16 protein-coding genes are annotated in these 16166 nt (G+C 37.6%); 15 read left to right on the plus strand and 1 reads right to left on the minus strand.

What is annotated here, in order from left to right; genetic code table 11:
* The first annotated feature begins 15 nt into the window (after positions 1 to 15).
* The 12 genes from ACZLO7_RS07390 (at position 16) to recO (ending at position 10580) form a co-directional block, all read left to right on the plus strand.
* Positions 16 to 1329, plus strand: a complete 1314-nt coding sequence (locus ACZLO7_RS07390) for an NfeD family protein (RefSeq protein WP_464938671.1) — start codon at positions 16 to 18, stop codon at positions 1327 to 1329.
* A gap of 20 nt (positions 1330 to 1349) precedes the next feature.
* On the plus strand, positions 1350 to 2354 hold the full coding sequence (gene floA, locus ACZLO7_RS07395) for a flotillin-like protein FloA (protein WP_427751523.1): 1005 nt from the start codon (positions 1350 to 1352) through the stop codon (positions 2352 to 2354).
* A 34-nt stretch (positions 2355 to 2388) separates the two neighbouring features.
* Positions 2389 to 2868: a YqfB family membrane protein gene (locus ACZLO7_RS07400; protein ID WP_464938670.1), complete on the plus strand. Its 480-nt coding sequence runs from the start codon at positions 2389 to 2391 to the stop codon at positions 2866 to 2868.
* Positions 2869 to 2918: 50 nt separating this feature from the next.
* Complete coding sequence (locus ACZLO7_RS07405; protein ID WP_464938669.1) at positions 2919 to 3161, plus strand: hypothetical protein; 243 nt, start codon at positions 2919 to 2921, stop codon at positions 3159 to 3161.
* 1 nt (position 3162) lies between these two features.
* Positions 3163 to 4287 carry a sporulation protein YqfD gene (locus ACZLO7_RS07410; protein WP_464938668.1) on the plus strand — a complete coding sequence of 375 codons (1125 nt, stop codon included), beginning with the start codon at positions 3163 to 3165 and terminating at the stop codon, positions 4285 to 4287.
* Between the two features lie 2 nt (positions 4288 to 4289).
* Complete coding sequence (locus tag ACZLO7_RS07415) at positions 4290 to 5246, plus strand: PhoH family protein (protein ID WP_464938667.1); 957 nt, start codon at positions 4290 to 4292, stop codon at positions 5244 to 5246.
* 194 nt (positions 5247 to 5440) lie between these two features.
* Positions 5441 to 7570 (plus strand): HD family phosphohydrolase, encoded by a 2130-nt coding sequence (locus ACZLO7_RS07420; protein ID WP_464938666.1) that lies wholly within the window; start codon positions 5441 to 5443, stop codon positions 7568 to 7570.
* Positions 7571 to 7588: 18 nt separating this feature from the next.
* The gene (gene ybeY / locus ACZLO7_RS07425; RefSeq protein WP_464938665.1) at positions 7589 to 8077 is read left to right on the plus strand and encodes an rRNA maturation RNase YbeY; all 489 of its coding nucleotides are present in this window, start codon (positions 7589 to 7591) and stop codon (positions 8075 to 8077) included.
* Positions 8064 to 8426, plus strand: coding sequence for a diacylglycerol kinase family protein (locus ACZLO7_RS07430; protein WP_464938664.1), 363 nt, complete (start codon positions 8064 to 8066; stop codon positions 8424 to 8426). Before ybeY ends, ACZLO7_RS07430 begins: the two co-directional genes overlap by 14 nt.
* A gap of 10 nt (positions 8427 to 8436) precedes the next feature.
* A complete protein-coding gene (locus ACZLO7_RS07435) occupies positions 8437 to 8844 on the plus strand; it encodes a cytidine deaminase (RefSeq protein ID WP_464938663.1) in 408 nt (135 codons plus the stop codon).
* The gene (gene era, locus ACZLO7_RS07440) at positions 8831 to 9742 is read left to right on the plus strand and encodes a GTPase Era (protein ID WP_427751538.1); all 912 of its coding nucleotides are present in this window, start codon (positions 8831 to 8833) and stop codon (positions 9740 to 9742) included. Before ACZLO7_RS07435 ends, era begins: the two co-directional genes overlap by 14 nt.
* A 19-nt stretch (positions 9743 to 9761) precedes the next feature.
* A complete protein-coding gene (recO, locus tag ACZLO7_RS07445; RefSeq protein WP_464938662.1) occupies positions 9762 to 10580 on the plus strand; it encodes a DNA repair protein RecO in 819 nt (272 codons plus the stop codon).
* 338 nt (positions 10581 to 10918) lie between these two features.
* On the opposite strand, the gene ACZLO7_RS07450 is transcribed toward recO, so the two are convergent.
* The gene (locus ACZLO7_RS07450) at positions 10919 to 12301 is read right to left on the minus strand and encodes a glycine--tRNA ligase (protein ID WP_464938660.1); all 1383 of its coding nucleotides are present in this window, start codon (positions 12299 to 12301) and stop codon (positions 10919 to 10921) included.
* Between the two features lie 325 nt (positions 12302 to 12626).
* Here ACZLO7_RS07450 and ccpN point away from each other — a divergent pair, with 325 nt between their 5' ends.
* The 3 genes from ccpN (at position 12627) to dnaG (ending at position 16140) form a co-directional block, all read left to right on the plus strand.
* Positions 12627 to 13265 (plus strand): transcriptional regulator CcpN, encoded by a 639-nt coding sequence (ccpN, locus tag ACZLO7_RS07455; RefSeq protein ID WP_427751542.1) that lies wholly within the window; start codon positions 12627 to 12629, stop codon positions 13263 to 13265.
* Positions 13266 to 13278: 13 nt separating this feature from the next.
* Positions 13279 to 14094, plus strand: a complete 816-nt coding sequence (locus ACZLO7_RS07460) for a pyruvate, water dikinase regulatory protein (RefSeq protein WP_464938659.1) — start codon at positions 13279 to 13281, stop codon at positions 14092 to 14094.
* A gap of 225 nt (positions 14095 to 14319) precedes the next feature.
* Entirely contained in the window at positions 14320 to 16140 is a 1821-nt protein-coding gene (dnaG, locus tag ACZLO7_RS07465; RefSeq protein WP_464938658.1) for a DNA primase, read from the plus strand.
* Positions 16141 to 16166: the final 26 nt, after the last annotated feature.

Raw genomic sequence — 16166 nt, forward strand, 5'->3', positions numbered from 1 at the left:
AAGGGTGGGGAGGAATTGCAGCGATCTAAAAAGGTTAGCTTATTGTTTTTGATGCTCATGTCATTAATGTTACTTTTACCACTAGCTTCTGTTTTCGCAAAAACAGAAGTGTATCATGTGCCAGTTGAAAAAGAAGTTGAAAAAGGCTTATATGTGTTCTTACAAAGAGCGTTTAAAGAAGCAGAAGAAAGTGGTGCGAAAGCAGTTGTTCTAGAAATTAATACACCAGGTGGATTTGTCAATGCAGCGGGTGATATCGCGAAGCTGATGGATGAAGCACCAGTTAGAACAATTGCATTTATAAATAAAGATGCTCATTCAGCTGGCGCATTTATAGCATTGCATGCCGATGAAATTTATATGGTACCTAATGGAACAATTGGAGCAGCAGCAGTTATTGATTCTGCGGGAAATATGGCTGATCAAAAAGCCAATAGTGCATGGTTAGCACAAATGAAAGCAGCAGCAGAAACCTCAAATCGTAACCCGGATTATGCTTTAGCTATGGCAGATGTATCCTATGCATTACCAGAATTCAGAGCAACAGAAGGGGAATTATTAACGTTAACAGCAAGTGAAGCGTTTAAAGTTGGTTATTCTGAAGGAACTATTTCGACGCTTCAAGAACTACTTGTAAAAACAGATTTAGATGGTGCAGAAGTTGTAAAAGTAAAAGAATCCTTTGCAGAGCAAATCGCAAGGTTTATTACCAACCCAATTATTATCCCTATACTTTTATCAATCGCTAGTTTAGGATTAGTAATAGAGTTATATTCACCTGGCTTTGGTGTAGCAGGGACTATGAGTATAATAGCCATCATTCTATTTTTCTTTGGTCATCTAGTTGCTGGATTTGCCGGATATGAATCCATCATATTATTGATTGTCGGGATTATACTAATAGTGGCTGAATTTTTCTTGCCTGGTGGTATTAGTGGCATTATTGGTTTTGGCGCAATAGTTTTAAGTCTATTATTAGCTGGTGCTAATGTGACCTATATGGCTTATTCAATTCTTACGGCTCTATTAGTAGCAGTAATAGGAATGGTGATCTTAATGAAATTTTTTGGTAAAAAAATGACGATGCTTAACAAAATGGTGTTGAAAGACGCAACAGATACAGAGAGTGGTTATGTATCGAATATAAATCGTCTAGAGCTTCTTGGTAAAGAGGCAGTAACTTCAACACCTTTAAGACCTGCTGGCGCGATTATGCTAGATGGAGAAAGAATCGATGTCGTCTCTGAAGGCGGTTACATTGATGCAAGAAAAACGGTTATAATTATTAAAGTTGAGGGATCTCGTATCGTTGTAAGAGAGGTACTTTAAACAAAAGGAGGAAGTTTTAAATGGCATTAACAGGTAGTGCAATTACAGCCATTATCGCTATTGTATTAGTATTTATAGTATTGGCAGTTCTATTTACATTTGTCCCTGTAGCATTGTGGATTTCTGCATTAGCAGCTGGGGTAAAGGTTAGTATTTTCACATTAATAGGTATGCGATTACGTCGAGTTATTCCATCACGTATCGTCAATCCGTTAATTAAAGCTCATAAAGCAGGTTTACCCGTAACGATTAACCAATTAGAAAGTCATTATCTTGCAGGAGGTAACGTAGATCGCGTTGTCAATGCGTTAATCGCAGCGCATCGTGCGAATATCGAGTTGACTTTCGAACGCTGTGCAGCAATCGATCTTGCAGGTCGTGATGTATTAGAAGCAGTTCAAATGTCGGTTAATCCTAAAGTAATTGAAACACCATTTATCGCTGGTGTGGCAATGAATGGTATCGAAGTTAAAGCAAAAGCTCGTATTACAGTGCGTGCTAACATTGAACGTCTTGTTGGTGGTGCTGGTGAAGAAACAATCGTTGCCCGTGTAGGTGAAGGGATTGTAAGTACAATTGGTAGCTCTAAAAATCATTCGACAGTATTAGAAAATCCAGATTCAATTTCTCAAACTGTATTGTCAAAAGGACTGGACTCAGGTACAGCATTCGAAATTCTATCGATTGATATCGCGGACGTTGATGTCGGCAAAAATATCGGAGCAGAACTTCAAATTGAGCAAGCGCAAGCTGACAAAAATATCGCACAAGCAAAAGCTGAAGAACGTCGTGCAATGGCTGTAGCCAACGAACAAGAAATGGTTGCAAAAGTGCAAGAGATGAAAGCGAAAGTAGTAGAAGCAGAAGCTGAGGTACCTTTAGCTATGGCAGAAGCTCTTCGTACAGGTAATATTGGTATTATGGATTATATGAACTACAAAAATGTGCAGGCTGATACAAGCATGCGTGATTCAATTAGCAAGATCAATCAAGATTCACATGATAATACCAATGACAATCAATAAGTAATCGTCAACCATTAGGAGGGAGGCACTTCCATTGGAAGTAATCATCCTGTTCATAATATCAGCTATTATAAGTGCTTTTTTTAAGGATAAAAAACAAGGCAATAAGGAAGCGCCGAATAAAGGGCCTATTCAAAGACACCAAAATTCGGAACACCGTCAACCTATGCCTCGGAAAACAGGTCAATCGAGAAGTCTAGAAGATTATGCAAAAGAAGTTTTCCGTGATCTTGAAAGTAAATTCGGTGAGCAACCAAAAGTTGAAGTTGAAAAAGCAAAAGAAATTATCAAAGAAACAGTTGCGCCTACTTATGAGCGAGACACTCTTTCAGAAGGTACAAGGAATTTTGAAAACTCAAGATCGACTCGTCCTGCGATGTCTCGCGGAACAGAAACGCAGAAAAAAGTGAAACAAACTGATAAAAGCATGTTTAATTTTCCAAAAACAAAGAATCGATTAGCGCAATCAATTATAATGGCTGAAATTTTAGGTCCACCAAAATCGAAACGCTAATACATGACCCCCGCTCTCTTTGCATATGCTATAGAGAAGGGGGTTTTTGTATGTCGAAACGGCTATTTCAGCTACTGCCTCTTATCGAAATTGAAAACTTCCAAACGATCCAGTTAAGAGGGAAAATTACAATTCAAAAGATTTCTGAACAGCAAGTGGAATTTGTGCATGAAGGGTTTATTATTCATATCGGAGCGAAAGAGCTGCAAATCCAAGTGCTAAAGGACGAGCTCGTTGTTTTGAAATTGAATCAATTAGAAAGAATGACAATCGAAAAATGGCAGGAGAGTTAACTTGCAAAGGCATGGATGGAATAATCGTAAACTGGAGTTAGAAGTTACGCAAAATGATCGTCTACCTGGATTTCTTAGGGCTTTAGCAAAGGCGAACATACCTCTTAAAAAAGTTAAAACGACTAAACAATATGTAACATTTCAAACAACGCGTAAACATTTGCCGATGATTCGTAAACTAAGACGTAAATATCATATGAAAATTGCAATAGACTGGCTAGATGAAGAAGTTATTTTACGTAATGAGTGGATTGTGCATATAGGTTTATTATTATTATTTCTCGTACCATTATGCGCTTCACAATTTATTTGGTCTGTGGATATCGATGCATCCACTCCAGAGCAGGAGGAAGAGCTGCAAAAGAGTTTATATATATTGCAAATTTCACCGCCATTTTTAAAGCGTAAATTACAAGACGAAACAGTGATTAGACAGCAAATTTTGCAAGACCAGCGAGATTTATCTTGGGTGCATATTAATCAGCAAGGAAGTCATCTCACCTTTTCACCAATCCCTTCTCCTAAGTTAGATACTGAAATTGAAAAAAAAGAACAACCTAGCCACTTAATAGCAAAAAAGAGTGGTGTTATAACGCATTTTAATTTAACGAAAGGTGAACGCGTTGTAGAGGAAAATAAAGCCGTTTATACGGGTGATTTGCTCGTCACTGGTATATTGAAACAAGGTGAGAAAGAAATCGTCTACGGGGCTGAAGGAGAGGTATTTGCGGACTACTGGATTGAGGCGTCGTTCTCACTACCAAAAAAGATAGAGTATGAGGTAACGGGTGAACGACATTACGAGTTAAAGTGGAAAAAGGACAAGAAAAAAAAGGACGGTGACTGGAAAACGGTACAACTACCAAAATGGTTAGCCAAGTATGTTGACTTATCTGTCACTCAACAAAGTATAACAAGAGAACTTGTATTAGATGAAAAATCAGTTGAAAAAGTATTGCTACCACTGCTTCATCAAAAATATATCAATGAATTGCCATCTAAATCGGTTATGAAAAAGGAAAAACTTTTGCAGGTTGCTATTGATAATGATACAGTAAAAGGGAAAGTATTGTTTTTGGTAAATGAGAACATTGCAGTTAAACAAGCGATTTATCAAGGAGATTGAGCATGCTAGAACAACAACCTACCCAATTAAACGTGCAAGATCCTAACGAAGCAGTAATGCTTTTAGGTATATCAGATGTAAATATGAAATTGATTGAAACGGCTTTTAATGTGCAAATCATTACGCGTGGCGAAACAATTCATATTGTCGGTAATGAAAGCCAAAAAGACGATGCAACGAAGTTACTAGAACAATTATTAAAGGTTATTCGTAAAGGGATTAATATCAATCAGCGAGATGTCGCCACAGCAGTTGAAATGGCTAAAAATGGTACAATTGAATATTTTGCGGAGCTCTATGATGAAGTCATTGCCCGTAACACAAAAGGGAAAATGATTCGTGCAAAAACGATTGGTCAGCGTGAATATATTCAAGCAATTAGACACCGAGATTTAACTTTTTGTATCGGACCTGCTGGAACAGGAAAGACATATTTAGCAGTAGTAATGGCAACGCAAGCACTAAAAAACGGCAATGTGAAACGAATTATTTTAACGCGTCCTGCTGTAGAAGCTGGAGAAAGCTTAGGTTTCTTACCAGGAGATTTAAAGGAAAAAGTCGATCCGTATTTACGTCCTTTATATGATGCACTTCACGATATATTGGGCGCAGAACAAACGACGAGATTAATTGACCGAGGCACGATTGAAATTGCGCCACTAGCTTATATGCGTGGACGTACGCTAGATGATGCATTTGTCATTTTAGACGAAGCGCAAAATACAACAAAAGCACAAATGAAGATGTTCTTAACACGACTTGGTTTCGGGTCGAAAATGGTTATTACAGGCGATAAAACCCAAATTGACTTACCAAAAGGTGCAATATCAGGGTTAACAAATGCTGAAAATACTTTACAGAATGTGAAGGATATCCATTTTCAAATTCTTGAGCAAGCGGATGTCGTTCGTCATCCACTTGTAGCTAAAATTATTCAAGCTTATGAAGAAGAACAGTAATGTAATAAACTGCGCAACACTCAATTTATGGGTGTTGCGTTTTTTTTTTTTTATAAGAAATTTATCTTGTCGATTTAGTGTAGGTATTATTAATTATTTATAATTTTATTATTATTTATAGCGAAATAGATTATATTTTTTGTGAAAAAAATGTCAATTGTTGATATGATAGTCTATAGATAGGAGGTGGCTGTATGGATACTTTTATAAAAAAGTTAATGCAGTACTTTCGTTTTCCGGTATTACTTGCCATTATTTTAACAATCACGGGCATTTTGCAATTTTCACTAATGCTTGGGAATGTTAAGGGCGAACATTTCGACTTAAAACTTTTTCAATTATCGCCGGATACGATACGTTCGACGAAGACAGTAGAGGACACTGTAAAAACGGAGGAAGATAGAGAGCAGGCAGCTAGCGAGGTAAAGCCTATCTATCATTATTCTGAGGAAATTGCGAAAAATCGTGCATCGATGATTAAGTCGATTTTTGACTATGTTCTAGAAGTGAAAACGTCGATTGAAGATGGAAAAACTAAAAAAGAAAAAGAAGCTGTTATGCAAAGCCGTGTAGCAGAACTACGAGAAAAATTAGTTGCATTAAAAACAGATGGTCAAGGTCTACGGTTCACCGATCAAGAATTGACAGCTTTGCTTGAACAAGATAATGATTCTTTGCGATTAACACGTGATGAATTAACTTTACTTGTAAAAAAGCATTTGTCAGAACCTGTTCGAACTGAGCAAATAGTAGAGACAAAAGCAAAAATTGATAAAGAAATTCGGGAAAAACCTGAATTTCCAGAAAAAATTCGTGCAACACTTGTGTCAATTGGACGATTTTCTATAACAGAAACAGAAAAGGAAAATTCAGATTTAACAAGGGAACAAGTTGAACAAGCAAAGGCAAATGTTGATCCAACACGTATATTACAAGGGCAAATTATTGTACAAGAAGGACAAGTGATTGATCGTGATGTTTTCCGAGAATTAGAGTTAACGGGTATGCTAGCTGATCATACATCAACTAAACCGATAATTGGCCTATTCTTACTAATCATATTACAAATGGCTTTCTTCTTTGCACTGTTCAGTAATTGGAAGGCGGATAAAAAGACAAAAGTCCGTGATCTAATCATTACAGTAACAATTTATTTGCTATCAATTGTCGTGATGGAGTTGTTGAGTCTTATTAAGGACGAATTTGAAGTTATGATAGGGTTCCTTTACCCGGTTGCGATGGCACCAATGCTTATTAGATTACTAGTTAATGAGCGGATCGCAATTATTATAACGATTATGACGGCAGTTGCAGCAGGCGTCATATTCCAGGAAGGTTATGCTACAGTAATTCAAATGGAAGTATCTTTATATATTATTTTTGGTGGATTAAGTAGCTTGTTTTTCAATAAAGGAATTGAAAAACGTTCACGTATTTTACAGACGAGTACAGGTATTGCTATAGTAAATGCGACTTTTATCGGCTTTTATTTATTATTAACGCAATCTACATATGGAATGACGGAACTTGCATATTATTTAGTTGCTTCCATCGTTTCTGCCTTATTGTCGGGAGCACTTACTTTAGGATTATTACCATTTATCGAATCGGCATTCGGTATTCTATCATCCTTTAGATTAATAGAGTTATCAAGTCCAAATCATCCATTATTAAAAAAGATTTTAGTAGAAACACCTGGTACTTATCATCACAGTGTAATGGTAGCGAATCTTGCCGATGCTGCCTGTGAAGCCATTGGAGCGGATGGCTTGCTTGCAAGAGTAGGTTGCTATTATCATGATATTGGAAAGACAAAAAGGCCAGGTTTTTTCGTTGAAAACCAAATAGGAGCGATAAATCCTCATGATAGCTTGCCATCAGAAACGAGTCGAGATATTATTATCGCGCATGCTGAAGATGGAGCCAAGATGTTAGAAGCTCATAAAATGCCAAAAGAAATTATCGACATTGCAAGACAACATCATGGGACAAGCCTTTTGAAGTTCTTTTATTACAAAGAGAAGGAAAAAAATCCTGCTGTAATTGAATCTAATTATCGTTACCCTGGACCGAAGCCACAAACGAAAGAAATTGCTATAATAAGTGTAGCGGATAGTGTAGAGGCTGCTGTTCGTTCGATGAAAGAACCAAATGCTGAAAAAATTCAGAAGCTGGTTCATGCCATTGCGCAAGACAAATTACTGGATGGACAATTTGATGAATGTGATCTTTCCGTCCGGGAATTAAAAAAGATTGAAGCAGTTTTTTGTGAAACGCTAAATGGTATCTTCCATTCACGTATCGAATATCCGAAGCCAAAATAAGCCTAGGAGGCAAATTATATGAGTTTGAATATTGATTTTTTAGATGAAACATCAAAAATAAAGGATTCTGATATCGAGCTAGTAGAGAAATTACTACAACACGCTGCTACAGTTGAACATATTGAAGATGAAACAGAGTTATCCGTGACATTTGTTACGAATGAAGCAATCCATGAAATTAACCGTCAATATCGCCAAAAAGATGCACCAACAGATGTTATCTCCTTTGCCCTTGAAGAAATGGGAGAAGGAGAAGTGGAAATTATTGCTGAAGGCATGACACGTATTTTAGGTGATATTATTATTTCAATCGATCGTACACAAGAACAAGCGAATGAATACGGACATTCATTTGAACGAGAATTAGGCTTTTTAGCTGTTCATGGCTTTTTACATTTACTTGGCTATGATCATATGGAGCCTGAAGATGAAATAGTAATGTTTGGCAAACAAGATGAAATTCTTGAATCTTACGGCTTAAGCCGTGATGCTAATGAACGTCAGTAAATTTCTGAAATCATTTCAGTATGCACTTCAGGGGATATTGTATGCATTTAAAGAACAGAATTTTCGCTTCCACGTGTTAGCAGCCATCGTTGTTATTAGCGTAGGTTTGCTAACAGGACTATCTCAAATGGAGTGGTTTGTGATAATTATTGTTATTGCTATTATGCTTACCCTTGAAATGATTAATACGGCTATTGAGCGAGTAGTCGATCTTACTACAACAGAAATACACCCTCTTGCCAAACAGTCGAAAGATCTTGCTGCAGGTGCTGTACTTGTATTTGCTTGTGCAAGTGCTATAATCGGGATACTCATCTTTTTGCCTAAGTGGATGAATTATTTTACATGAGGTGATTCTTATGGACAAACATCAATTAATAGAAGAGTCAAAACTAGGACGCGAATATGCCCATGTCCCTTATTCAAAATTTAAAGTCGGTGCATCTCTACTAACAAAAGACGGTAAAGTTTACCGTGGATGCAATATTGAAAATGCAAGTTACAGTATGACAAATTGTGCAGAACGTACTGCTATTTTTAAGGCTATTTCAGAAGGCGAAAATGAATTCACTGCGCTAGCTGTTGTTGCAGATACAGAAGGACCATGCTCACCATGTGGGGCTTGTCGCCAAGTTATTGCTGAATTTTGTACACCAGATATGCCAGTTTACTTAACAAATTTAAAAGGCGATGTTCAAGAAACCACAGTTCGCGAACTTTTACCAGGTGCCTTTACACCGGAGGATTTAAGGAATGCAGGAAAATAATCAATTCAAATCAGGCTTTATTTCAATTATTGGTAGACCAAACGTAGGGAAATCAACGTTTCTAAATCGTGTTATAGGTCAGAAAATCGCCATTATGAGTGATAAACCACAAACAACACGAAACAAAGTACAAGGTGTTTTAACACAAGATGATAGCCAAATGGTATTCATTGATACACCAGGGATTCATAAACCAAAACATAAATTGGGAGAATTCATGTTAAAAGTGTCTAAAAACACTTTGCGAGAAGTTGATGTCATTATGTTCATGGTCAACGCAACTCAAAAGTTAGGTAAAGGGGATCAGTTCATTTTAGAAATGCTTGAAGGTAACGAAACACCTGTCTTTTTAGTAATCAATAAAATCGACCAAGTGCACCCTGATAACTTATTGCACACAATTGAAGATTATAAAGCTGAATATGATTTTGCTGAGATTATTCCAATTTCTGCGCTAGATGGTAATAATGTTGATCGTTTGCTTGAAACAATCACAAAATATTTACCAGAAGGACCTCAATATTACCCAGCTGATCAAGTAACAGACCATCCAGAGCGCTTTATCATTTCAGAATTAGTACGTGAAAAAGTATTGCACTTAACACGTGAAGAGATTCCACATTCAATCGCAGTGCAAGTGGATAAAATTGCAAAAGATGAAGAAAAAGATATGATACGTGTAATGGCTACAATTATTGTAGAACGCGATTCGCAAAAAGGGATTGTCATTGGTAAACGAGGTGCTCTTTTGAAAGAAGTCGGAATCCGTGCACGTAAAGACATAGAAATGCTTTTAGGCAGTAAAGTGTACTTAGAACTTTGGGTCAAAGTACAAAAAGACTGGCGTAACAAATCTTCTCAATTACGTGATTTTGGTTTCCGAGAAGACGAATATTAAGTTGGGGATGTGAAGACAATTGCTGAATAAATGGGAAGGCATTGTCTTAAAAACACAACCATATGGCGAGACCAATAAAATAGTCACGTTTATGACGCGAGAAGCTGGAAAGGTGACGGCTATGGCTCGCGGTGCGAAAAAACCATCAAGCCGTTTAGCCTCAGTTACACAACCTTTTACATATGGTTCCTTTTTAATACAACAAGGACGTGGGATGGGGACAGTGCAACAAGGTGAACCTATTGAATCAATGCGTCATATTCGTGAAGATATTGTAGCGACCGCCTATGCTAGTTATGCAGTTGAACTTGTCGACCGTTTGATTGAATCAGAAAAAGCTGAACCTTATGCTTTTGAAGTATTAGTGCAAGCATTGCGTGCCATTGAAGAAGGTTACGACCCAGAAGCCATCTCTTTGTTTGTGGAATGGAAAATGCTCCCCTTTACTGGTGTGCAACCAATATTGCATGAATGTGCAAGTTGTAGTGCTGTTGATGGAGAATTTGCATTTTCATTTACACAAGGGGGCTTCCTTTGTCATCGTTGCTTCCACCAAGATCCGTATATAATACGCCTTTCACCAACTCAGTTAAAGCTTATTCGAATGTTTTACAGTGTACCTATTGAAAAGATAGGGAAACTGACGTTAAAAAAAGAAACAAAGAAATTTATTAAAAAAATTATCACAACAATTTATGAGGAACAAACAGGTCTGCGCTTAAAATCAAAAGCATTCATTGAGCAGCTTGAAAGAACCCCTCAACTATTCGGAGCAAATTTTGAATCTAAAAAAGAAGCATCCGAAGAAATAGAAAACCCACAAGCTAACGAGGATTAGTCAGCTTGTGGGTTTTTGTTTGTTTTAGACGATAAAATGATTTTCTAAGGACTTGAATATTCTGCTAAATAACAATCAACTGAGTTAGTGCAACAATCATTGCCGTTAGTACAACAATCAACTGGGTTAGTGCAACAATCATGAAAGATAGTACAACAATCAATTGAGTTAGTGCAATAATCATTTATCGCGCCTTCAGCATTTAAGTAAGATATCCAGCTTCAGGCGCTAGACTCTCGAGGTCACTTTCACTTTCTCGGACAAAAGCTGAAAAGACGCTTTTGATTCGAAAGTTCCAGTGCTTGTCGAGTCTGAACGAGCGCCTTCAGCATTTAAGATTAAAATTCAAGATGTTTTGCGATATAACCTTTAACATCGGTAATCGGCATACGAACTTGTTCCATAGAATCGCGGTGACGTACTGTTACTTGACCGTCATCTACTGAGTCGAAGTCGTATGTGATACAGAATGGTGTACCAATTTCATCTTGGCGACGGTAGCGTTTACCGATTGATTGAGATTCGTCATAATCCACTGGGAATTCTTTACGAAGATCAGCCCAAACGTCATTAGCTTGCTCTGCTAATTTTTTTGAAAGTGGTAAGACAGCTGCTTTGAATGGTGCTAAAGCAGGGTGGAAACGAAGAACTGTACGTTTGTCGTCGTTTTCTAATTCTTCCTCATCATATGCATCACATAAGAATGCAAGTGTTACACGGTCTGCTCCTAATGATGGTTCGATACAATATGGTACATAGCGTTCGTTCGTAACTGGATCGATATAAGTGAAATCTTCACCTGAATGTTCCATATGACGTTTTAAATCAAAGTCTGTACGAGATGCTACACCCCAAAGTTCGCCCCAACCGAATGGGAATTGGAATTCGATGTCCGTTGTTGCATTTGAGTAGTGAGAAAGTTCATCGTCTGCGTGATCACGTAGGCGCATGCTGCTTTCAGACATACTTAAGTTTAATAACCAGTTTTTACAGAAGTCTTTCCAGTAAGCATGCCACTCTAATTCAGAACCTGGTTTACAGAAGAATTCAAGTTCCATTTGTTCGAATTCACGGGTACGGAAAGTAAAGTTCCCTGGTGTAATTTCGTTACGGAAAGATTTACCTACTTGTGCAATACCGAATGGTGTACGTTTACGCATTGAACGTTGAACGTTTTTGAAATTCACGAAAATACCTTGTGCTGTTTCAGGACGTAGGAAAATTTCGTTTGTTGAAGATTCAGTTACACCTTGGAATGTTTTGAACATCAAGTTGAATTGACGGATGTCAGTAAAATCTTGTTCGCCACAATCTGGACATTTCACGTCATATTCACTCATTACTTCAGCCATTTTATCTAATGGTAAACCATCTACGATAATTTCTTGACCTTGTGCTAATGCAGCATCTTCGATTAATTTATCTGCACGGTGGCGAGATTTACATTTTTTACAGTCAACCATTGGGTCATTGAAGTTACCAACATGACCAGATGCTACCCAAGTTTTTGGATTCATTAGGATAGCGGCGTCAAGACCAACATTATATTGTGATTCTTGTACGAATTTTAGCCACCATGCTTTTTTTACGTTGTTTTTTAGTTCTACACCAAGTGGGCCGTAATCCCAAGTGTTTGCTAATCCGCCGTAGATTTCAGATCCAGGGAATACGAATCCACGATGTTTTGCTAAGCTAACGATATTTTCCATTGATTTTGCCATGAAAATCCCTCCATAAAGTAATTTAAAATAAGAAAGCACCCGTCTCCGGGCACAATGCCCGGGGACGAGTGCGTAATGACCCGCGGTTCCACCCCGATTGACTAAGACCAAACTTAGTCCTCTTTAAAAAAATTAGCTCCCGGCTGCCGTTTCTCATTTCGTGTAGGCTTTCACGATCCCTACTCTCTATGTTTTGAAATGATACTTATTTTCCGTTCATCGCCTATATGATTTGAACACATTGTAACATGCGTTTCTTTTCTTAGCAATATACATTGAAATAGTATATAATTATTAAGTATTGAGTATAACACTTTTTGAGGCGGTGAGTCCAATAGAACTCAACAAACGTCAGGATGAGATCTTAGAAATTGTTAAAGGAAACGGCCCTATAACGGGAGAACAAATTGCTGAGCGGCTTTCACTGACTAGAGCGACACTAAGACCAGATCTAGCCATACTAACAATGGCAGGTTATTTAGATGCTAGACCACGTGTGGGTTATTTTTATTCTGGTAAAAAAACAGGTCAAGCTGTTATAGATAGCATGATGAATATGAAAGTGAAAGATTTCCAGTCGATTCCAATTGTAGTATCTGAGAATATTTCAGTATATGATGCCATCTGTCAGATGTTTCTAGAAGACGTTGGAACTCTTTTTGTTGTAGACAAAAACGCATTCTTGACAGGTGTCCTATCAAGGAAAGACTTACTTCGCACAAGTATTGGAAATCAGGACTTAAATAACATTCCAGTACATATTATAATGACAAGAATGCCTAATATTGCATTTTGTATGAAGTCAGATGGATTGATTCAAGCTGCCAATAAGCTTATTGAAAGACAAATTGATGCGTTACCTGTCGTCCTTGAACATCCAGATGGCTACGAAGTCATAGGTCGGCTAACAAAAACAAATATTACGCGAGCATTTTTATCGCTTGCTGATAATCATGATTTGTGAGGTGATGCGTTCAATGAATAAATTAGCCGTATTTATCGTTTCTGATTCAGTTGGAGAGACAGGAGAACTTGTCACAAAAGCTGCAATCAGCCAATTCAGACCTGGTATGCAGGATACTTTTTTGAAGCGTTTCCCTCATGTAGAGAGTTTGGAACAGTTAAAAGAAATCGTTCATTTAGCTACTGAACAGGGTGCCATAATCGTCTATACACTTGTAAAAGAAGAAATGCGTTCTTATGTACAACATCTAAGTGACAACATGTTTGTTCCGGCGATTGATTTAATGGGACCACTAATGGGGAAATTGGAAGAAACTTTGAAAATTGAGCCTGTAGAAGAGCCGGGATTAGTACGAAAATTAGATGATGATTATTTTAAAAAGATTGAAGCAATTGAATTTGCAGTTAAATACGATGATGGTAGGGATCCTAGAGGCTTATTACTAGCGGATATAGTGCTTGTAGGAGTTTCACGTACATCAAAAACTCCATTATCTCAGTATTTAGCCCATAAGCGTTTTAAAGTTGCAAACGTACCACTCGTTCCCGAAGTTGAGCCACCCGAAGAATTATTCTTAGTGGATTCTCAAAAATGTTTTGGGCTTGTAATTTCGCCTGAAAAGTTGAATAATATAAGAAAAGAGCGTTTGATTGCACTTGGATTGAACGACGGTGCGAATTACGCAAAACTTGATCGAATTAATGAAGAAATTGTACATTTCCGAAAAGTAGTCGATCGCATCGGGTGTCATGTCATTGATGTGACAAACCGCGCTGTAGAAGAGACTGCAAATGATATACTTCATCGCATTCAATTATCGAAAAAGTGATATAAGTATGCAAGCCGCCCCGTATCTGGGGAGGTTTTTTTGTTTGTATATACAAAAAAGTGATAGATTTTTCAAGTGAAATGTTTTATAATAAAGAATTGTGGTAAAAATGTATGTAAGTATTTTTACCTTGCCATAATAAAATATAAAATTTTATGTCGAAATATGCAGGACTTTTAATGATTATCTCGAATTCAGTTATTAGCAAGTAAAGATGGTGATGGAATGGCTCAAAGAATACCTGAAGAAATTATTGAACAAATTCGTTCACAGGCAGATATAGTTGATGTCATCAATGATTATGTGCAGTTGACGAAGCGAGGCAGAAACTGGTTTGGTTTATGTCCGTTTCATGGTGAATCAACACCTTCTTTTTCTGTTTCAACAGATAAACAAATATTCCATTGCTTTGGTTGCGGAGCTGGAGGGAACGCCATTACATTCTTGATGGATATCGATCATATTCCATTCCAAGAGGCGGTCGCTAAGCTAGGTGATCGTGTGGGCGTTCATGTAGAGGTATCAACTACTGAGGAACAAACGCACCCTATTTCTAAAGAAGAAGGGCGGATGAAAGAAGCTCATGCTTTTGCTGCTGAATATTATCAGCACCTCCTCCTCAATACTGAGGAAGGAGAAAAAGCTCTTATATATTTGCAACAAAGAGGATTTACAAAGGAACTTATAGAATCTTATGGCATTGGCTGGTCCTTGCCGCATTGGGATTCGCTTACTCAGCTGTTAAAACGAAAAGGTTTCGAATTAGCAGAAATGGAACAATGTGGACTCATCATTCAAAAGGAAGATGGTTCAGGATGGTTTGACCGCTTTCGGGAAAGAATAATGTTTCCTATAAAAGATGAGAGCGGGAGAATAATCGCTTTCTCAGGACGGATAATAGACAATACTGGAGAAGACGCCAAGTATTTGAATAGTCCAGAATCACCCATTTTCCATAAAGGGCAAATCCTATATAATTTAGATCAGGCTCGACCGATTATTCGTAAAGAGCGAAAGATTGTATTATTTGAAGGCTTTATGGATGTTCTATCAGGTAAAAAGGCAAATGTTCATAATTCTGTTGCTACAATGGGAACAGCACTTACGATGCAACATTTGAACAAGATAAAACGTCTAGCTGAACGTATCATTGTTTGTTATGACGGTGATAAAGCTGGCTGGGAGGCTGCTAAGCGAGCTGCGGAAATGTTACACGCAGAAAAGTTGAAAGTAGATGTGGCAGTACTCCCAACAGGACTTGACCCGGATGACTATATAAAGCAGTTTGGAGAAGACTCTTTTAAATCTAAGATTATTGAAGAACCGCTAAGTTATATAGCATTTATGCTAATGTTTGCTAGAAGAAATAAAAACTTCCAATTTAATAATGATATATTGCAATATGTGGATGAAGCCTTGAACTATTTAGTTGGAGGAATATCACCAATTGAGAAAGAATTATATATAAAGCAAATATCAACAGAAACGAATATTTCAGAAGACACGCTAAACATGCAACTCCGCCAAAAGGAAGGACAGATTGCTCAAAACTCAAAAAGACAAGAGCAGCAACAACAACAGTCCCCTTTGCCGCAAATGAAGCTCCCTAAAAAGAAAATCACAGCGATAGACCGTGCTGAAAGATTACTCCTAGCACACATGTTACATAACATTGACGTTGTTGATCGTGTACGTTTAGCGGAGCAAGAACCATTTGTAAGAGATGATTATTTAGCGGTCTATGTACATCTCATTGGTTTCTATGAAAACCATCAGAAATCAGATTATCAGCGATTCGCTGAAGTTCTAGAAGATAGTGAATTACGAAAAATTGCAATGGAAGCAGCTTTAGCAGATCGTGATCCAGAGCATCTCGAAGAAGAGATCGCGGATTGCTTGAAACAAGTTCAAAAGTATAAAATTGAGCAGCAGATTCAAGATAAGAATCACGCATTAAAAGAAGCGGAGAAGATGCATGATTTCGGAAATGCATTAAAGCTTTCACAAGAAGTAATTGATTTAAGAAAATCGTTATCGGCAATGTGATGCGGATTCGGTTGTTGAAGGAGGAA

The organism is Viridibacillus sp. d25.2, assembly GCF_055456015.2.